18 protein-coding genes are annotated in these 19,347 nt (G+C 67.3%); 13 read left to right on the top strand and 5 right to left on the bottom strand.

Features of this window, described 5'->3' with window-relative positions; genetic code table 11:
* Positions 1 to 23: 23 nt before the first annotated feature.
* The 12 genes from GR168_RS11965 (at position 24) to GR168_RS11910 (ending at position 10,981) form a co-directional block, all read left to right on the top strand.
* Entirely contained in the window at positions 24 to 935 is a 912-nt protein-coding gene (locus GR168_RS11965) for a carbon-nitrogen hydrolase family protein (protein WP_159370804.1), read from the top strand.
* Positions 928 to 1,308 (top strand): MSMEG_0570 family nitrogen starvation response protein, encoded by a 381-nt coding sequence (locus tag GR168_RS11960; RefSeq protein ID WP_159370803.1) that lies wholly within the window; start codon positions 928 to 930, stop codon positions 1,306 to 1,308. The genes GR168_RS11965 and GR168_RS11960 overlap by 8 nt, the downstream gene beginning before the upstream one ends.
* A complete protein-coding gene (locus GR168_RS11955; protein ID WP_159370802.1) occupies positions 1,305 to 2,576 on the top strand; it encodes an MSMEG_0569 family flavin-dependent oxidoreductase in 1,272 nt (423 codons plus the stop codon). The genes GR168_RS11960 and GR168_RS11955 overlap by 4 nt, the downstream gene beginning before the upstream one ends.
* A 376-nt stretch (positions 2,577 to 2,952) precedes the next feature.
* Positions 2,953 to 4,008 (top strand): MSMEG_0568 family radical SAM protein, encoded by a 1,056-nt coding sequence (locus tag GR168_RS11950; protein ID WP_159370801.1) that lies wholly within the window; start codon positions 2,953 to 2,955, stop codon positions 4,006 to 4,008.
* Between the two features lies 1 nt (position 4,009).
* A complete protein-coding gene (locus GR168_RS11945) occupies positions 4,010 to 5,440 on the top strand; it encodes an MSMEG_0567/sll0787 family protein (RefSeq protein WP_159370800.1) in 1,431 nt (476 codons plus the stop codon).
* 52 nt (positions 5,441 to 5,492) lie between these two features.
* A complete protein-coding gene (locus GR168_RS11940) occupies positions 5,493 to 6,341 on the top strand; it encodes a carbon-nitrogen hydrolase family protein (protein ID WP_159370799.1) in 849 nt (282 codons plus the stop codon).
* On the top strand, positions 6,338 to 7,474 hold the full coding sequence (locus GR168_RS11935) for an MSMEG_0565 family glycosyltransferase (RefSeq protein ID WP_159370798.1): 1,137 nt from the start codon (positions 6,338 to 6,340) through the stop codon (positions 7,472 to 7,474). The genes GR168_RS11940 and GR168_RS11935 overlap by 4 nt, the downstream gene beginning before the upstream one ends.
* Positions 7,471 to 8,472 (top strand): EamA family transporter, encoded by a 1,002-nt coding sequence (locus GR168_RS11930; RefSeq protein ID WP_159370797.1) that lies wholly within the window; start codon positions 7,471 to 7,473, stop codon positions 8,470 to 8,472. Before GR168_RS11935 ends, GR168_RS11930 begins: the two co-directional genes overlap by 4 nt.
* Positions 8,438 to 8,848 carry a nuclear transport factor 2 family protein gene (locus tag GR168_RS11925; protein WP_159370796.1) on the top strand — a complete coding sequence of 137 codons (411 nt, stop codon included), beginning with the start codon at positions 8,438 to 8,440 and terminating at the stop codon, positions 8,846 to 8,848. The genes GR168_RS11930 and GR168_RS11925 overlap by 35 nt, the downstream gene beginning before the upstream one ends.
* Positions 8,845 to 9,879, top strand: coding sequence for an LLM class F420-dependent oxidoreductase (locus GR168_RS11920; RefSeq protein ID WP_159370795.1), 1,035 nt, complete (start codon positions 8,845 to 8,847; stop codon positions 9,877 to 9,879). Before GR168_RS11925 ends, GR168_RS11920 begins: the two co-directional genes overlap by 4 nt.
* Positions 9,879 to 10,343 carry an SRPBCC family protein gene (locus tag GR168_RS11915; protein WP_203235847.1) on the top strand — a complete coding sequence of 155 codons (465 nt, stop codon included), beginning with the start codon at positions 9,879 to 9,881 and terminating at the stop codon, positions 10,341 to 10,343. Before GR168_RS11920 ends, GR168_RS11915 begins: the two co-directional genes overlap by 1 nt.
* A gap of 29 nt (positions 10,344 to 10,372) precedes the next feature.
* On the top strand, positions 10,373 to 10,981 hold the full coding sequence (locus GR168_RS11910; protein ID WP_159370794.1) for an FKBP-type peptidyl-prolyl cis-trans isomerase: 609 nt from the start codon (positions 10,373 to 10,375) through the stop codon (positions 10,979 to 10,981).
* Between the two features lie 628 nt (positions 10,982 to 11,609).
* On the opposite strand, the gene GR168_RS11905 is transcribed toward GR168_RS11910, so the two are convergent.
* The 4 genes from GR168_RS11905 to GR168_RS11890 form a co-directional block, all read right to left on the bottom strand.
* Complete coding sequence (locus tag GR168_RS11905) at positions 11,610 to 13,025, bottom strand: cytochrome P450 (RefSeq protein ID WP_203235846.1); 1,416 nt, start codon at positions 13,023 to 13,025, stop codon at positions 11,610 to 11,612.
* Positions 13,026 to 13,125: 100 nt separating this feature from the next.
* The gene (locus GR168_RS11900) at positions 13,126 to 14,400 is read right to left on the bottom strand and encodes a glycosyltransferase 87 family protein (protein ID WP_159370793.1); all 1,275 of its coding nucleotides are present in this window, start codon (positions 14,398 to 14,400) and stop codon (positions 13,126 to 13,128) included.
* A 211-nt stretch (positions 14,401 to 14,611) separates the two neighbouring features.
* Positions 14,612 to 15,061 (bottom strand): globin domain-containing protein, encoded by a 450-nt coding sequence (locus GR168_RS11895; protein WP_159370792.1) that lies wholly within the window; start codon positions 15,059 to 15,061, stop codon positions 14,612 to 14,614.
* Positions 15,062 to 15,195: 134 nt separating this feature from the next.
* The gene (locus tag GR168_RS11890; protein WP_159370791.1) at positions 15,196 to 16,467 is read right to left on the bottom strand and encodes a reverse transcriptase family protein; all 1,272 of its coding nucleotides are present in this window, start codon (positions 16,465 to 16,467) and stop codon (positions 15,196 to 15,198) included.
* A gap of 393 nt (positions 16,468 to 16,860) precedes the next feature.
* Here GR168_RS11890 and GR168_RS23925 point away from each other — a divergent pair, with 393 nt between their 5' ends.
* Positions 16,861 to 17,283, top strand: a complete 423-nt coding sequence (locus tag GR168_RS23925; RefSeq protein ID WP_275406223.1) for a GNAT family N-acetyltransferase — start codon at positions 16,861 to 16,863, stop codon at positions 17,281 to 17,283.
* Between the two features lie 541 nt (positions 17,284 to 17,824).
* Here GR168_RS23925 and GR168_RS11880 read toward each other — a convergent pair.
* Positions 17,825 to 19,201, bottom strand: coding sequence for an IS1380 family transposase (locus GR168_RS11880; RefSeq protein ID WP_343213061.1), 1,377 nt, complete (start codon positions 19,199 to 19,201; stop codon positions 17,825 to 17,827).
* Positions 19,202 to 19,347 lie beyond the last annotated feature (146 nt).

The following is a 19,347-nucleotide window of genomic DNA, read 5'->3' as shown; positions in this document are numbered from 1 at the left end:
CGACCACCGAATCCGGGACACATATGACCACCATCGGAACCGTCGCGGCGAACTTCACCCGCGATCTCGAGCAGAACTACGCGACGATCGAACAGTACGTCGCCGAAGCACGGACGCGGGGCGTCGACTTCCTGGTGTTCCCGGAGGCGGCGATCGGCGGATACCTGTCGTCCCTGGGTAATCACGGCGACACCCAAAAGAACAGCGCCCGGTCGTTGCCGCCGGCGATCTCCCTCGACGGACCCGAGATCGCCCGGGTGCAGTCCATCGTGGGAGATCTCGTGGTGGCGATCGGGTTCTGCGAACTCGGCGAGGACGGCGAGACCCGCTACAACGCGGCCGCCGTCCTCGACGGCAACACCATCTACGGCAGCTACCGCAAGGTGCATCAGCCGCTCGGCGAGAACATGTCGTACTCGTCGGGCACCGGGTACGACGTCTTCGACACGCCCGTCGGCCGGATCGGCCTCCAGATCTGTTACGACAAGGCGTTTCCCGAGGCCGCCCGGATCATGGCGCTCCAGGGCGCCGAGATCATCGCCAGCCTCTCCGCCTGGCCGGCGGCCCGCACCGCGACGGCGGAGAACCTGCAAGAAGACCGCTGGACCTACCGGTTCAACCTCTTCGACACCGCCCGTGCGCTGGAGAATCAGGTGTTCTGGGTCGCGGCCAATCAGAGCGGTACCTTCGGGTCGCTGCGCTACGTCGGCAATGCCAAGATCGTCGATCCCGGTGGGAACATCCTCGACACAACACTTCTCGGGAGCGGCCTGGCCGTCGCCGAGGTGGACATCGCGGAGAGCTTCACCGCCATGCGGGCCGGCATGTTCCATCTGAGGGACCGTCGGCCTGAGGTATACGGGATGCTCGTCGAGGCCGATACCGATCCCGATGCCTCGGCGGCCTTCGCATGGCGGGACCTCGCCCATGCCTGAGATGACCGTCCAGGTGCGCTGGCCCGACGGCCTGCTTCGCCAGTACTACTCCCCCAGCCTCGTACTGCACGACCACCTCGCGCCGGGTACGTACCGCGTCGACGACTTCCGGTCGCGGGCCACCACGGCGCTCGACGAGGCCAGCGCGCGTGTCCGTGCCAAGTACGGGTTCGCCTGTACCTCGGCCGCGGCGTCGGCGGAGGAGATCGCCATCGACGCTGCGCGGCATTCGGATTCGGCTGAGGTCGAGGTGGTGTCGATGTACCCGCCGTTACCGGGTGCTGAGGTGGCTTCGACTCGGGGCGTCGCTTCGCTCCGGCCCGGCTCAACCAGCAGTGGGGGCGCTTCAACCAGCAGCGAGGAGCTGTCATGAACACACACGTGCCTGTCGTCGTCATCGGCGGCGGACAAGCCGGCCTCTCGGTCAGCTGGTACCTCGGGCAGGCGGGCGTCGAACATCTCGTCGTCGAAGCCGACACCGCGGTCCATGCGTGGGCCGACAAGCGGTGGGACAACTTCACGCTGGTGACGCCCAACTGGCATTGCAAGCTCCCCGGATACTCCTACGACGGCCCGGATCCGGACGGATTCATGACGCGCGACGAGGTCGTGGAGTGGCTGCACGGGTGGCTCAAGACCTTTGAGCCACCGTTGGTCGAGCACACTAAAGTCACCCGTCTGCAACGTCTGTCCGGTGATCGGTTCGAGCTGACCCTCGACGGCCCCGACGGAATGCGGTCGCTCACCTGCGACCAGGCCGTCATCGCAACCGGCGGGTATCCCCTGCCGGTGGTGCCACCGTTCGCATCGTCGTTGGATCCGGCCGTGCACCAGGTGCACTCCGAGGAGTACTTCAACCCCGAGCAACTACCCGACGGTGCGGTTCTGGTCGTCGGGTCGGGACAGTCGGGCACGCAGATTGCCGAGGACTTGCACCTCGCCGGCCGGCAGGTGCATCTCGCGATCGGCAACGCGCCGAGAGTCGCTCGGTTCTATCGCGGCCGCGACTGCATGACGTGGCTGTCGGACATGGGTCTCTACGACACACCGACCCAGGAGTACCCCGGTGGCCGTGCCGCGCAGGAGAAGACGAATCACTACGTCACCGGCCGCGACGGCGGCCGCGACATCGACCTCCGGCGCTTTGCCGTCGAGGGGATGAAGCTGTACGGCGTGCTCAGCGACGGTAAGGACTCGACGCTGCGGTTCGCGCCGACGCTGACGGCCGCCCTCGACCGGGCCGACGCCGTGTACAACTCGATCTGCGGTGACATCGACCGACACATCGAGAAACTGGGTATCGAGGCGCCGGAGGCATCGCGGTACGAACCGGTGTGGGCGCCCGAGGTCGATCCGACCGAACTCGATCTCGCGGCCGAAGGCGTCACCTCGATCATCTGGGCCATCGGCTACCGACCCGACTATCGGTGGATCGAGGCCAGCGCCTTCGACGGCGGTGGCCGGCCGATGCAGACGCGCGGGATCACCGAAGTCCCCGGGCTCAGCTTCGTGGGGTTGCCGTGGATGCATACGTGGGGGTCGGGGCGGTTTCTCGGTATCGACCGCGACGCGAGGTATGTGGCTGAGCACGTAGTTGAAGCGGTTTGTGGTGGACGCGCGCAGTTGGTTGTTGCGCAGTAGGTGTCGGGTTTCGATGTGGAGCGCGGTTGCATTGTGGAGGTCGGGTCACCAGGTGGCTTCGACACGACGCCTCGCTTCGCTCGGGGTCGGCTCAACCAGCGGGGGTCGGGTGTCGGCTCAACCAGCGGTGGGTTGCGTTGATGCGGCCGGGTCACCGGGTGGCTTCGACTCGACGCCTCGCTTCGCTCGGGGTCGGCTCAACCAGCGGGGGTCGGGGTCGGGTGTCAGGTCAACCACGGGGCGGGTCGCCAGGTGGCTTCGACACGACGCCTCGCTTCGCTCGGGGTCGGCTCAACCAGCAGTGGAACTTGCGAGCCCTTCGAGGCTCGTCGCTATCGCTCCTCGCACCTCAGGGAGCAAAGGATAAGGAGTACCCATGACGGTATCCACACGAGTTGATCTGGCGTTGCTCGGTATTCGCGGGGAGCCGCCGGTGCAGCGCACCGGCGGGGCGGGACCCAGCGACGACGGCCACCTCATGGTCGACGGGTTGCATGCCGCGATCCCGCGTAACCCGCAGAGTCCGTTCGTCTTCGACGGTGATCGTGTGCTGTACGACGGCGTCGACATCGGTGTCGAGGTCAGCGCGATCGGACGTCCCCGGTTCTACGACCTGCAGACCGCGGACGGGGTGAGCTACGAGAAGATCGCCCGCCTCCACGGCCGGAATGTGCTGGCGACGACGGTCCTGCAGACCTGCATCCGCTACGCCGAGGACCAGCGGTGCCGGTTCTGTTCGATCGAGGAGTCGCTGAAGTCCGACTCGACGATCGCGGTGAAGAAGCCCGAGCAACTCGCCGAAGTCGCCCGTGCGGCTGTCGATCTCGACGGCGTCACCAACATGGTCATGACCACCGGCACCAGCGGTGGACGCGATCGAGGGGCTCGTCACCTCGCCCGGTGCGTCCGGGCGGTCAAGACGGCGGTGCCAGAACTGCCGATCCAGGTCCAGTGCGAACCGCCCGCCGATCTGGCCGTCCTGAGCGAACTCCGCGAGGCCGGTGCGGACGCCATCGGCATCCACGTCGAATCCCTCGACGACGAGGTGCGGCGGCGCTGGATGCCGGGCAAATCGACGGTACCGATGTCGGAGTACCGGGCGGCGTGGGCCGAGGCGGTCCGGGTGTTCGGGCGCAACCAGGTGTCGACCTACCTGCTCGTCGGGCTCGGCGAGGACACCGACGAGATGATCGCCGGCGCCAAAGAACTCGCCGACATGGGCGTGTATCCCTTCATCGTGCCGTTCCGGCGTCACGCGGGGACCCTCGCCGTCGACGTCGACAACGCCCCGGCACCCGACCCCACGATCGTCGAGAAGATCACTCGCGAGGTGGCCGGTCATCTGAGCTTCATCGGGATGTCCGGGTCGGAGCAGCGTGCGGGATGCGCGGCTTGCGGTGCCTGTAGCGTCCTGCCGACGGTCGGGGGCTGACGTGTTGTCACGGGGCGAACTATCGATCCTGTCCGGGCTTCCGCGCACGACGCCGCGGTCGGAGTTCCTGATCACCGTCGCGGACAGCCCGCGGGAGCATGCGGCGTATCGCGTGCTGCGGTACCGCGAATTCGTTGAGCGGCAGGCGCTTTTCGACCGCTCCGACGTCGATGACATCGACGACGACCCGCGCACCACCGTCCTAGTCGCGACACTGCCCGACGGGACGATCGCGGGTGGGGTGCGAATCGCCCCCACGCCGTGGGCGGGGTCCGCGCATACCGACATCGGATGGTGGTTCGGGTCGCGGCTCGTCGTCGGCGATCCGGGCAACGCAGCCGGGATCGGGCCGGCGCTCGTGCGGGCGGCGTGCGCGCACGTCGAACAACTGGGTGCTCTGCGGTTCGACGCCACCGTCCAGGATCGGTTCGTACCGATGTTCTCGAGGCTCGGCTGGCAGGACCGCGGGCCAGGCCCGGTGATCAATGAGCGGTCGCATCGGGAGATGGGCTACCCACTCAACCGAATTCAACGCACAGTCGACGGGACGAAAGCAGTTCTCGCCGAGGCACTCGCGCCGTTCGCAGACCAACCGGGCGGTCTCGGTGCTACCGGATTCCGTGGCGACGACGGCGTACCGCTGCCCGGCACCGACGTGATCGCGGCCTGTGACGCGATCATCCCGTCGATGATCGAACGCGATCCCGAGTGGGCCGGTTGGTGTTCGGTGCTCGTCAACCTCAACGACCTCAGCGCGATGGGTGCCCGACCGCTCGGCCTGCTCGACGCCGTCGGCGCGCCCACGACATCGCATCTCACCCGCATCATCCGCGGGATCAGCTCGGCCGCAGCGGCGTGGCGGACACCCGTGCTCGGCGGTCACACCCAGGTGGGTGTGCCGTCGGCTCTGTCGGTGACTGCGCTGGGCACGACGCCCAGTCCCCTGCCCGCCGGCGGTGGCCGGGTCGGCGACACCGTCACCCTGCACGCCGACCTCGGCGGCTCCTGGCGACCCGGCTATCACGACCGTCAGTGGGACTCGACGAGTTCACGCAGCAGTGACGAACTGTGCGCCATGGCATCACACCTCGCGAACGTTCGCCCAGAGTCGGCCAAAGACGTCAGCATGGCCGGGATCGTCGGCACGCTCGGCATGCTCGCCGAAGCGTCGGGAACCGGTGGAGAGGTGGACGTGACAGCAGTGCCGCGGCCCGACGACGCGTCGATGGGTGCCTGGCTCACCTGCTTCCCGGGATACGCGATGCTCAGCACCGACCGTGCAGGTGCTCGACGCGACGTTCCTGCACCCGAGCCGGTGACGACCGCCGACTGCGGCCGGCTGACCGCGGAGCCGGGCGTGCGGCTGCGGTGGCCCGACGGCGAGACGACTGTCGCCGTCGCGTCGACGGTGACCGGGCTGGGTATCGCATGAGAGATCTCGAGCGACCCGACTCGCCCACGGATCCGACCGGTACCCTTCGCCCATGAGGACGGTCACCCTCGGCGCCCTCGCCGCGCACTTCGGACGCGACGTGGAACGCGGTGTCGCCAAAGCGGTCGGCATCGTCGAATCCGCGGCGCGCGACGGCGTCGACCTTCTCGTCTTCCCGGACGCCTCACTGGGCGGTTACCTCGGCGATCTTCGACATCCCGACCCGGCCGAACTGCCGCCGGCGCTGCAACCGGACGGTCCGGAACTCGCGGCGATCGCGGCCGCCGCCGGTGACATGACCGTGTGCATCGGGTACACCGAAGCCGTCGACGACCAGCGGTTCAACACGGCCGTCTGTGTCACGGGGGACGGGGTCCTGGGCACGCACCGCAAGGTCCATCAACCCGCCGGCGAGGCGCTCGCCTACGCGGCGGGCGATCAGTTCGGCTCCTTCGACACCCCGGTCGGCCGTCTGGGCATGCTGATCGACTACGACAAGACGTTCCCGGAGTCGGCGCGCACGCTCGCCCTCGACGGCGCGCGGATCATCGCGGCACTGTCCGCGTGGCCCGCCAGCGTCACCGATCGCGCCGCTCGCCTGCCCGCCGACCGCCAGTCCCGCCTGTTCGACCTGTACGACTGCGCCCGCGCCGCGGAGAACCAGGTGTTCGTCGTGTCGTCGAACCAGACCGGAGTGATGGGGTCGCTACGCTTCCTCGGTCAGGCGAAGGTCGTCGGACCCGGCGGTGACATTCTGGCGACCACCCGATCGAAAGGCGGAATGGCCACGGTGACAGTCGATGTCGATGCCGAAGTCGACCGGGCGCGGCGCGTCCTGAGTCACCTCGCGGAACTCCGGCCGGACACCTACCGGTCGACGACGCCGGCGGACCAGCGATGAGCGGCGCGCCGAGTCTGCGCATCGCTCTCCTGACCTATTCGACGAAACCCCGTGGCGGCGTGGTCCATACGTTGAACCTGGCCGAGGCGATGGCCCGGCTCGGCGCCGACGTCACGGTGTGGTCGCTCGCCCGCGGTGGCGACGAGGGCTTCTTCCGCGCGGTGGATCCGACTGTGCGGGTGCGGCTCGTCCCGTTCCCCGACCGGGAGAACGAGACGATCACCCAACGCATCGTGCGGTCCATCGACACCTTGCGGGCCGCCTTCGACCCGGCAGACTTCGACATCGTGCACGCCCAGGACTGCATCAGCGCCAACGCCGTCGGGACGTGCATCCGCACGATCCACCATCTCGACCAGTTCACGACGCCGATCCTCGTCGAGTGCCACGAGAAGGCCGTCGTCAACCCCTACGCCCGGATCTGCGTGTCGCGTGCCGTGGCCGACGAGGTCGAGCAGCGCTGGGACTTACATCCGACGGTGATCCCGAATGGGGTTGCGTACGAACGCTTCGCCGGCGCGGCGTCGGACTCCCCTGAGTCCCTCGAGGCACGACGACGCTGGTCGGGTCAGCTGGGCGACTACGTGCTCGCCGTCGGGGGGATCGAACCGCGCAAGGGCAGCATCGACCTCCTGGAGGCGTATGCCGTATTGCGCGAACGCCACCCGGGCCTGACGCTCGTCTTGGCGGGCGGCGAGACCCTGTTCGACTACCGTGACTACCGTGCCGACTTCGACCGTCGGCGAGCCGAACTCGACGTCGAACCGGTCGTGCTGGGCAACGTGCCGGACGACGACCTGCCGTCACTGGTCGCCGCCTGCCACGTGTTCGCCTTCCCATCGGTGAAGGAGGGCTTCGGCCTGGCCGCCATGGAAGCCCTCGCCGCGGGGCGTCCCGTCGTCGCGCGAGACCTCCCCATCCTGCGTGAGGTGTTCGGCGAGACCGTCGCCTACGCCTCGACCGTCACCGAACTGGCCGACTCCCTCGACGCCTCTCTCGTGCCCGACCCCGATCGCACTGCGTCCGGGCGTGCCCTGGCCGCGTCTCTCACGTGGGACGACGCGGCACGTCGGCACCTCGAGTTCTATGCGCGACACCCCCATCCGGCGTCGCCGGTCGGCACCCACGGATGAGCGAGTCCCGCCGGACCGAACGCATCGGGATGCTGGCGGTCGCCCTCACCGCGATCCTGTGGGGCACCTCGGGTACCGCCGCGGCGATGGCGCCCGAGCTCAGTGCAGTGACCGTCGGCGCCGTAGCCATGTGCGGTGGCGGCCTGTTGCAGGCGGCGGTCAACGCCCGCGGGATTCGAGCCGCGTGGTCGTCGGTGACGGCACAGTGGCGGGTCGCTCTTCTCGGTGGGGTCTGCGTGCTGATCTACCCCCTCTGTTTCTTCGGGTCGATGCGCGTCGGCGGCGTCGCGCTCGGAACAGTCGTGTCGTTGGCGTCGGCTCCGCTGGTGTCGGCGGTCATCGAGCGCGTGGCCGACGGGCGGAGGCTCACCCTGCAGTGGACCATCGCGTGCGCGCTCGGCATCGTCGGCAGTGCGGCGTTGGCCGTGTCGCGGAGCGAGTCGTCGCATGCGGACGCACTCGGCGGGAGTTCGTCGTCGGCGCTCGGTGTCGGCCTCGGCCTGCTCGCGGGCATCACCTACGCCGGGTTGTCGTGGGCGATGCGTCGGCTTATGAACAGGTCGGTGCCGCGCGGCGCCGCGGCCGGGACGGTCATGGGCTTGGGCGGGGTGTTCCTACTGCCGGTCGTCGCGGTCGGGGTACCGGCCGTGGTCGCGCACCCCGAGACCCTCGGCGTTCTCGCCTACCTCGTCCTTGTTCCGCAGTTCCTCGGGTATGTCCTGTTCAGTCGCGGACTCGGTCGGATCGACAGCTCGACCGCCACCACCATCACCCTGATCGAGCCCGCTGTCGCGACCGCGCTGGCCGTCGGAGTGCTCTCCGAATCCATCACCGCGATCGGTTGGGTGGGTATCGCGATGCTGGCGACGGCGCTGGTCGTCCTGCTGGCTCCTCGCCTTCCGTCCGCAACCGGCCCGGCATCCACTAGCGTCGAAGCAGAATCATCGACAGGGAGGTCGACGCATGAAGCAGTTCCGAGAGGCCGTCGAGGCGCGTGACGAGCAGGCGATGAGGGCGCTGCTCGCCGACGATGTGGTCTTCACCAGTCCGGTCGCGTTCAAGCCGTATCCGGGCAAGGCGATCACGTCGGCCATCCTGCGGGGCGTGCTGCGGGTCTTCGAGGACTTCCGGTACATCCGAGAGATCAACGACGCCGACGGGCACGACTCGGCGCTCGTCTTCGAGGCCGTGGTCGGCGGCAAGAAGATCACCGGTTGCGACTTCATCCACGTCAACGACGACGGCAAGATCGACGACCTCATGGTCATGGTCCGGCCGCTGTCGGGAGCGCAGGCCGTCGCCGCGGCGATGGGGGCGCAGTTCGATCAGATCGCCGCCGAGGCCGCTGCGGAGTCCGAGGGGGTCAGCCAGTGAAACTCGGTCTGCAACTGGGCTACTGGGGCGCGCAACCGCCGACCCACCACGCCGAGACCGTCGCGGCGGCCGAGGCGTCCGGCTTCGACAGCATCTTCACCGCCGAGGCCTGGGGATCCGACGCCTACACCCCGCTGGCCTGGCTCGGGTCGTCGACCGAACGCGTCCGTCTCGGGACCTCGGTGCTGCAGCTCTCGGCCCGCACCCCCACCGCCTGCGCGATGGCCGCGCTGACTCTCGACCACCTGTCCGGCGGTCGGCACATCGTCGGGCTCGGCGTCTCGGGTCCGCAGGTCGTCGAAGGCTGGTACGGGCAGAAGTTCGCCAAGCCGCTGGCCCGGACCCGCGAGTACATCGACATCATGCGGCAGGTGTGGGCGCGCGAGGCGCCGGTCAACAGCGCCGGACCGCACTATCCCCTGCCGTTCGACGGGGAGGGCGCATCGGGACTGGGCAAGACGCTCAAGCCGATCACACACCCGCTGCGCAGCGACATCCCCGTCATGCTCGGTGCCGAGGGGCCGAAGAACGTCGCGCTGGCCGCCGAGATCGCCGACGGCTGGCTGCCGCTGTTCTACACGCCGCGGATGGCCGACACCTACAACGAGTGGCTCGACGAGGGATTCGCCCGCCCGGGTGCACGACGCAGTCGCGAAGACTTCGAGGTGTGCGCAACCGCCCAGATCGTCGTCACCGATGACCGCGAGGGCACCTACGCCGCGATCAAACCGTTCCTGGCGCTGTACATGGGCGGAATGGGCAGCGAGGACACCAACTTCCACGCCGAGGTATACCGCCGGATGGGGTATTCCGATGTCGTCGACGAGGTGACTGCACTCTTCCGCAGCAACCGTAAAGACGAGGCGGCACAGATCATTCCCGACGCCGTCGTGGACGACTCGGCGATCGTCGGCGACCTGGACCACGTGCGTGAACAGATCAAGGTCTGGGAGTCGTGCGGGGTGACGATGATGCTCGTGTCGCCGGGCAGCGTCGCCGAGGTCGAGCAGCTCGCGGGGCTCATCCACTGATGCTCTCCCCCGCCCGCGTCACCGTCATCGACACGGTGGTCTCGTTCGACGCCCCGATCGAGGTCACCTTCGACTACCTCGCCGACCCGGCGAACCGACCGGAATGGCAGTCGAGCCTGCGCCGCATCGACGACCTGCGGCCGATCGGTGACCGGGCGGGTGACGTCGGCACCAGCTGGACCGACGTCACCGTCGTACCCGGGGTGTCACCGCGGATGGAGGTGACCGCCTGCGAGTCTCGTCGACGGTGGCAGGAGATCGGACGGTGGCGGTCCGTTGACGCGGTCCTGACGTTGACGTTCGCTGAACGCGAGGCCCGCACCGACGTGCACGCCGAGGCGGTGCTGACGGTGCCCGCGATCGGTGGGCTGGTGCTGACCGCGACGCGGTGGCCGGCCGCGCAAGCCGTGCGGGCCGATCTCGAGCGCGCTGCTCGACTGTTGGCCGGTCGAGGCTCTCGGTGAGGGGCCGCGCCTCGGGTAGCGTTCCGAGGGTGAACATCAAGAACGTGACCCTCGCCCTCGGCACCGCTCTCGTCCTGGCTGTCGCCGGTTGCAGCTCCGACTCCGATTCCGGTTCGGACACAACCGAACCCACGGCGACTGCAGCGACCGGCGCGAGCGAGACACCCGCAGCAGCAGCTGAGAGCTGCCCGACCGCCCCGGCGAACGCCGATGCCACGCCGCAGTGGACCGAGCAGGGCACCACCGGTGGATTGCAGATGGTCGCGTCCACCGCGACCGAGGCCCCGAACATCACCGTCGAGAACCCGTTCAGCGTCGACGAGACCCAGGTCAAGACGCTCGTCGAGGGTGACGGCGCCGTCGTGCCGGACACCGCGTCTGTGTCGGTCTGCTACGTCGGCGTGAACGGCCGCACCGGCGAGACCTTCGACAGCGCCTACGCGAACGGCTCCCCCGTGACCTTCCCGCTCGACGGCGTGATCCCCGGGTTCAGCAAGGCCATCGCGGGACAGAAGGTCGGGTCGAAGGTGGGCGTCGCGATGACGTCGGCCGACGGTTACGCGCAGGGCAATCCGCAGGCGAACATCGAGGTCGGCGACACCCTCGTCTTCGAGATCAGCATTCTCGGGGCGTCGTAGGAGGTTGTAGCGCGGAATCACCTGGTGACTTCGGGTCACCAGGTGATTTCGACACGGCTCCTCGCTCCGCTCGGTGCCGGCTCAATCAGCGGGGAGGGGCTCTGCTGAGGTCGTCGCCGTCGCTCTTCACCCGTTGGGGTCTGCGGTTGCATACAGCTGGACCTCTGGCGTGCCAAAACGCGTCCCTCTCAGCGTGATCGAAGGGCATACTTCCCTTCGATCGTGCTCAGGGGGACGAGAATTTTCTTGCGCCTGTCTACTCCTGACCTTGAGTTGCAAGAGCAGCGAACCGCGAAGGCCCCAGCCGTGAGATCGACTGGGACCCTTCGTGGCTCGTCGACCTCGACGCGCTCCTTCGTCGCTTGCTCGGCCCGGCGGCTATCGCTCCTCGCACCTCAGGGAGCGTTGGGCTGGTACTTGCGCTACATGCACCCCCGTGAGCAGTGGGCTGGTACTTGCGCTACATGCACCCCCGTGAGCAGTGGGCTGGTACTTGCGCTGCTCGCACCCCGGAGAGCGGTGGGTGGTGCTTGCGCTGCTCGCACCCCGGAGAGCGGTGGGCTGGTACTTGCGCTACTCGCACCCGGGGAGCGGTGAAGCGGCTCGCTCCTCGGGTGTGAAGGAATCGTCAGATCTTGCGGTGCCGCAGGTTGATCGGGAGGCCGTCGGCGGGGGTCGGACCGGTGCCGTAGGTGAGTTCCGGGCGGTAGCCGGCCGGGACGTCCCATTCGAAGCGCTGCAGCATCTGGTGCAGGATCGACTTCACTTCCATGCCACCGAAATACAGGCCGATGCACTTGTGTGCGCCGCCGCCGAAGGGTGCCCATGCGAAGCGGTGGACCTTGTCCTCGCGGCGCTCCGGCGAGAAGCGTTCGGGGTCGAAGTGGGTGGGGTTGGGCCACCATTCCTTGCGCAGCATCGTCGCCCACGGGTGGATGCCGAGCAGCGTGCCCTTCGGGATGTAATGGCCGCAGACCTCGGTGTCCTCGATCGCCATTCGGAAGAGCATCCCGACCGGGGCGTTGAGGCGCAGCGTCTCCTTGAAGGCCAGCTCCATGCTGGGGAGCTTGTCGACGTCGTCGTAGTCGATAGTCGGCTTGTCGAGGGCGAGGGACTCCTCGCGCAGACGCTGCTGCCACTCGGGGTGCTTGCCGAGGAAGTAGGTCATCATCGACAGCGCGATGGTGCTGGTGTCGTGCGCAGCCATCATCACGAAGATCATGTGGTTGACGATGTCCTCGTCGGAGAACGTCTCGCCCTCGTCGCTCTCGGCGTTGCAGAGCACGCTGAACAGGTCGTCGGCGTCGTTGCCTCGTCGCAGCGGGATCTCGGAGCGGAAGTACTCCTGCAGCACCTCGCGACCCCGGAGCCCCTTGGCCCAGGTCCAGTTGCCGACGTCCTTGCGCACGATCGCCTGACCGCCGCGAACCGCCGCCTCGAAGGCGTGCTCCAGTCGGTGGGCCTCGGCCTCGCTGACGTGGGCACCCATGAAGACCTCGGTCGCCAGCGACAGGGTGAGGTCCTTGGTGCGGGAGTACATCTTGAAGCCGTTGCCCACCTCCCAGTTGGCGAGGGTCTTCTCGATGTGCGGGGTCATGATGTCGAGGTAGCCGGTGAGGCGGGGCCGGCTGAACGCCTGCTGCATGATGCGGCGGTGCTGCATGTGCTCGTCGAAGTCCATCAGCATCACGCCCCGGCGGAAGAACGGGCCGATCATCGGTTCCCAGCCGAGTTCGCTCGAGAACGCCTTCTTGCGGTTCATCCACACCGCTTCGATCGCGTCCGGACCGACGAGGGTGACCATGTTCATGCCCAGCGCACCCGACCAGGAGACCTGTCCGTAGCGTTCGAACCGTTCCATGGCCGACTTGAGCGGGTCGACGAGCGCTTCGAGGGTGTTGCCGAGCCACGGAACCCCTGGGTCACCCATCACCGGCTTGAGATCGGATCCGGCGGGCGGCTCGGCCAGCGGACGCTCCGAGCTCGGGTACATGCTGCTCGCCTTCGCCAGCACGCTCTGGATCTGCTTTTTCCGACTCGTCATGAACCTGCCACTCCCCGTTGTTCCGATGTGCGTTACATCACTATGCACCATTGGAACGGATTTTAGCGTCTGTTTCAAGGGGGGTCTGCAGACGGGGTGTTCACGCAGGTTGTGCGAGCGTGTCGGCCGACCGTCGGGACGTCAGCACGCGGGGAGCCGAGACCCCCAGCGCGACCAGCACCGCCAGACCCCAGAGCAGGTACGACGACCCGACGAGATGCTGCCACCAGACCCAGGACAACTCGGCGTCGTACCGCTGCGGGATTCGCTGATGCGGCGCGACGGCGCAGATGACGAGCCCGGAACCGACGAGCCACCACCACATCGCCGACGCTGCGGGCCTGGTCGCGAGGAAGGTCAACAGGATCAGCAGCGGGACCACCCAGACCCAGCTGTGGTCCCACGCGACCGGCGAGCAGTACAGCGCGGCGAACGCGACTGCCATCAGTGCCGCGACGTCGCGCGGCCCGGAAGGCTGTGGACCTGCCGGTGCAACCGACAGCAGACGCCACGCGACCCAGGCGATGAACAGGCCGACGATCAGCGAGACGAGGAACCACGCGACGTCGGACTCGATGCCGAGCCTGCCGAGCTCACCCTTGATCGACTGGTTGTTCGCGAAGTGTGGGCTCCCGATGCGGTCGGTGTCGAAGAGGGTCGATGTCCAGTAGGTGCGCGAGTCGTTCGGTGTCAGGAGATGGCCGAGGGCGGCGTAGGCGACCGCTGACGCCGCGGCCACGCCGAGTGCGCGCCAGTCCCGGCGGACGAAGAAGAACAGCAGGAACACCGCGGGGGTGAGCTTGATCGAGATGGCGAGTCCGACGAGCAGCCCGTTCCACCACTTACCGCGGCCGAGCAGGACGTCGATGACGACGAGCGTCATCAGCACGATGTTGATCTGTCCGAAGTTGAGGGTGTCGCGGACGGGTTCGAGCCAGAGGCCGACCGTCGCGGCGGTCGTTGCGAGCCACCACAACTGGTGAGCAGGCCGCTCGACGAGGCAGGACAGGACGATGCGGCACACCACCAGCAGGCAGCCGATGGAGATCGCGGTGAACAGGGCCTGACCGAGGCCGAGTGGGACGACCGTGAAGATCGAGAACAGCGCTGCGGCAAGCGGTGGATATGTGAACGGGAGGTACGAGCCTTCCGCGAGCCGGGGCAGGATGCCGTACAGGTCGCCGCCGTCGAGCAGGACCTGTCCGCCCATGCGGTAGACGTCGAAATCGATGCGATACGGGGCAGGCGGTTGGTTCGGCAGCACGACGATGGCGACCGCCGAACTGATGAGGAAGACGGCGAGTGTCGCCCACCGGGCCCGGGCTGATCCCAGGTATCGATCCAGCGCACGTCGCGGGTTTACAGCAGCAGTCACGAGCCCTCACTTCCGAGCGGGATCGTATCGCGGAGGGCGTGCGATTCAGGGTGGCCGGGCCGTGGCCGTGTAGTCGGGCGGTGCGGGTCGCACGTGGACTCGTCGGTCGTCGACAGTCGAAGGCTGGTCGAGCATTCTCCGGTGGGGTCGGTCGATGGGACCGTGGCGAGTCGAAGTGATCGGGCGTCGCCGGGATCGGGCGAAGGGCGGGTCAGGCGGCTCCGGGTTTGCGTCGATCGGCCGGCATGATGTCGACAACGCCGTCGTCCGGATAGCCGTCGAGCATGATCGTCGCGACCGCGCCGAGTGCGCGGTCCCAGGCCAGCGTCATGGCCGGGGTCCAGGACTCGCCGCCGATCTCGCTCATCGCGGCGATCATGCATTCCGCGACCGCCGTGTACATCGGTCTGGTGACGCCGAGACCGGCGTGTCGCCGCCCCAACGCGTGCAGAGTCGTCGTCAGCCACTCGGCGTCGTCGAGATGCTCCACGACCGAGGCGACGGCGCTGCGCAACATCTCGGCCTGGGCCCTGGTGTCGCGGCCGAACATGGCGCGAACGGTGGGATAGCGGTCGAACAGGATCTCGTAGAAGCGAACGGTGAGGCCCGCGTCGGGAAGGTCGACGAGTGCCAGGCTGCGTTCGAGCAGTTGTTTGTCCATGCACGGACCTTGGTCCACCGGCATTGCGACTGGGCGCGCTGCGGGGAAGGCCGAGGTAACAGTGGTCTCACAGCGAACCGCAGCCGGTGTGAGGTTCGGGATTGTTCGGGCGTTTGGTCCGTTCTCAGAGGTTTTCAGCTGTCCCAGTCGACCGTGCGGGCCATGTCCAACAACCGGCGTCGGCGCGTCTCCCCCGTCGCACCCATCCACGCGATGAGCCCGTAGACGTGTGAACGGAAATCCGGGTGCTCGTCGCGATTCTGCGACGACGCCCCGTGCCGGCGGGCGTTGTGGAGCAGGGCTCGCAGGTTGTCGTAGTCGGATCGGGCGACCTGCGGACGGTCGTTGACGACGAGACCGGCGAGGTGTTGGCGCTGATGGCTGTGCATGATCCGGACCTTCTCCGGGTGCACGGTGAATCGCTCGTCTTCGACGATGCGGAGCACCGTCCACAGCACGCGGTCGGCGTTCATCGCGTCGCCCGAGATCGCGAGGTCGTCGCCGTAGCGGGTGTATCGGAGGCCGTGACGGCGGGCGTACCCGTCGAGCCGCCGATCGAGCGGCCGCATCACGAGATTCGCCAGATGCGGCGAGGTCGGCGCACCTTGCGGCAGGTGTCGTTCCCGAAGGAGTGCCGCGTGCGTGTGATCGATACCGCGGAGTTCGTCCACAGGCGTTGCTGTGGTGCACAATTCGGCGAGCAGGCGGGCGATGTGCGGCGGGTAGCCGGCCTGCCGGAACACTGCTCGGACGCGCGGTACGGTGATCGTCTCGAAGCAATGCCGGAGGTCGACGCGCAGTACCACGGGACGGTCCGTGTGCGGCCAGGCGAAAGCAGCCGGTGACGACCCGGGTATGAAGCCGCGCGCCGCGGGATGGGCCGGAATGCGCTCAATCAACCGTCGCAGCAGGCGCCGTTGCGTCTCGCGCATACGGGGTTTCGGAGCTTCGATGACCCGGACACCGTCCCGCTTCTCACGCCGCCAGATTCGGTAGTGACGCAACGGCGGGCGCGCCGTTCGTAGCCATTGGCCGCGGTCGGCGAACCATTCGAGCTCGGGCACGGTGAAGTCGAGCCAGTGCGCGAACTGCTCGACATCGTAGAGATCGGGCAGAGCGTCGGACACCGTTCCCGCGGAACGTGGTTCGTGCACGATGACGGGTTGAGCGGCTACGTGTGCCGGGTGGGTCCACGGCGCGAGGGCCTGGATCATCACGGTCGCGGGATGTCGCGGTTCGTGAGGCGAGAGTTCGATGATGCGGGCGGCGACTTCGGAGGTGACCTCAGCGGGCAGGACCGCTCTCACTGCCGCCAGGATCTCCGGCCACGTCCAGGCGGTATACGTGCGCGAGAAGGCCGCAGCGACTTCCGCTGCCTCATGCGGTTGCAGGAACGGTTCGGTCACGGCGCCGTGTCGCGTCGTGGGCTGTCGTGGTGATGAACGACGGATGGGGTGACCAGAACTGTGCAGCGGCGCCGTGTGGCACGTGCAGCGTGCGCGCCGGCGTCGGACGCAGGGACCAGCTGTGAAGTGCACCCAGGGGTTACCCCTGAGACGGATCGCGACGATCCACTCTCACCTTGCCCGTCGTTCATCAACCGACATGGTGCCACGGCGGTGAGACAGCCGAGGCGAGGACGCAGATCTGCGCGGGTTCACCGACGTCGCTCGCACTGAGGTCGAGGTCTGGTAGACCCGGTGTCTGTGGGTAGCTATGAGATTCGGCCGGTGGTTGCAGGCGACATCGATCAGATCTCGAGCCTGCACACCGCCATCTGGAAGGCCACGTATGCGGGAATGGTAGCTCACGACCGGCTCGATGCGCTCACTCCTGCGGAGTCGGCCTCACGCTGGCGACAGACTGTCGGAGACCTCGCAGGCCATGCTGGGCACGGCATCCGCATCCGGTGCGCGACCTCACTCGACACGCAGGAGATGGTCGGTTTTGCAGCAAGCGGCCCGGCTCGCGACCACGACGCTCCCGCACCGACCGAATTGTGGTCTCTGAATGTCGTTCTCCGCCATCACGGCACCGGTGTGGCGGTGGACTTGATGACCGCAGTGCTCGGCGGAACGGATATCCCGGCCTACCTCTGGGTTGCACGCGACAACGCGCGGGCGGTGGCCTTCTATCGCAAACACGGATTCGAACCCGACGGGGCCACACGTCACGACTCCGGCTGGGATTGTCACGAAGTACGCATGAACAACGCACAGTGATGACCGCCCGACCAACAGCCACCTACTGGCGCACCTGAACCCCGGTACTGCTCGCGCGATCCTGCTCGCTTGTTGACCGACAGACTGCAACTCGACCGGTAGACCTCGATCGAAGTCCATAGGTCGAGTTGAAGTCTGTCGGTCGCGGGGGCTGGTTGCTAGACCCTTCGAGGCTCGTCGACCTCGACGCGCTCCTTCGTCGCTTGCTCGGCCCGGCGGCTTGCGCTCCTCGCACCTCAGGGAGCGGAACGGGGCTCGTCACTTAGGGTTTGGGAGCCTCGGTCGCCGGACCCTTCGTGGCTCGTCGCTATCGCTCCTCGCACCTCAGGGAGCGGTTGGGAGGCCATCGCTATCGCTCCTCGCACCTCAGCCTGAATCTTTCACGGGTGGGTAGGGTTTCGCCGATCGGTTGTCGGTGTCGCCTTTTGATGGTTGGTGCTGGTGTGTGGGCAGGGTGGATCGCCAGCGTTGGGTTCGCTGGTTGTTCGGGTTCTGAGGTGGGGTGGGCGGCGGTGACGGGGCGCGGTGACCGAGGGGCTGGTTAGGCGGTGAGGCGTTGCCAGCCGTGGCGTATGTGGTGGTTGTAGGGCCAGTCGGTGGGTAGTCGCAGGGTGGTGGTGCGGGCGTGGGTGATGATCTTGCCGCCGACGGTGAACAGGCGGTGGCGCAAGCGTTTGGGTTCCCAGCGGCGGATGGGGTCGTGGCGGTGGTAGCCGAGGGTTTGAGTCCAGACGAGCAGGTCGGAGGCCAGGGCGACGATATCGAGCCACAGTTGGTTTTTGGCGAATGAGTCGAACGGTAGGTTGGCCATGCCGGTGTCTTTGAGGCAGCGGATACGGTCTTCGGCGCGGGCACGTTGACGGTGACGCAGTTCCAGGATCGGCAGTGTCCAGCCGCGGCCGCGGGTGTTGGTGGCGAACACGGTGTAGCGGCGGCCCTCGATGTCGGTGATGAGGTGTTGGGCTCCGTTGTGGGGATATTCGCGGCGCGCGATCAGCCGCATCCCGGGTGGCCAGGGCTCGTAGGCGGTTTCGGTGTCACGGACCGAGCGCGGCATGTGGTCGGTGATCTCGGCGACCTGGGCATCAGCTCGTGGATCGGCGTCGTCGGTGTTGATCGCGGTCACCCAGGCAGCCTCAGGCAGCACGTCCAATGCGTCTTTGACCAGCTCGGAGATGGTGAACCCGACCGAGTACTGCAGATTCTGCTCGGTCAGGTGGGCCAGGAACTTTTTGGCACACCCGGCCGAATCGGTACGTATGAGCACCTGGGGGCGTTCAGCGGCGGGCAGCTGGGCCAACGCCGAGTCGGTGGCCGCGATGTGCATGTCCGCACCTTTGGGTGAGGCACCTCCACGCCGCAGGTCCAGGTTCAGTGTTTCCCCGGTGCCGAAGGCGCCGTGGTCGATGAACGAACACATCGGGGAATGCCCGAACACCCGTTTATACGTTGTCTGGGCCTGTTCTTTGGCCGATCCTGCGGTCACGGTCGTGGCATCGAGATCAACGATCACCAGCCCGCCATCGATGCTGCCCGCGGTGCCCTCCAACGGGCGGGCGATGCCCCACACCCGTTCCCGCGCCGCGGCGCGAGCCGCGCTGATCGCGGTACTGACCGCCTCGATATCGGTAGCCAGCCGGCTGATCACCCGCGAGATCGTGGGATCAGAGGCCACCTGCCCGTACAACTGTGGTTGAGCCCGGACTGTGGCCACATCGGCCACACAGTCACCACCGGTCGCCAAGGTGAGCGCCAGATCCAGCACGATCTTGGCCGGATCATGGACCGTGGCCGCGGTCCGCCACGGCGCCATCGCCGCGGTCAGGTCTGCTCCCAGGCTCGAGACCTGCACGGTTTTCGTCAGCAACACCGCTCCCGAGGTTGTCAGCACCGACTCAGTGCGCGTGGGGTCCACCATCAACTCGGGATACACGTTATTCTTCACCTGCGAGGTGCCTTTCTTCTTGTGACTATTTGTTTGTGGTGAATCAATAATCACAAGGCAGACAGGCACTTTCGCGTATCACACGCCGAACACCAGCAACATCAGTGAAATATCCAGAC

The organism is Gordonia sp. JH63 (genome assembly GCF_009856645.1).
Lineage (GTDB): Bacteria > Actinomycetota > Actinomycetes > Mycobacteriales > Mycobacteriaceae > Gordonia > Gordonia hongkongensis.
This window is presented reverse-complemented; position numbering and strand designations above follow the sequence as displayed.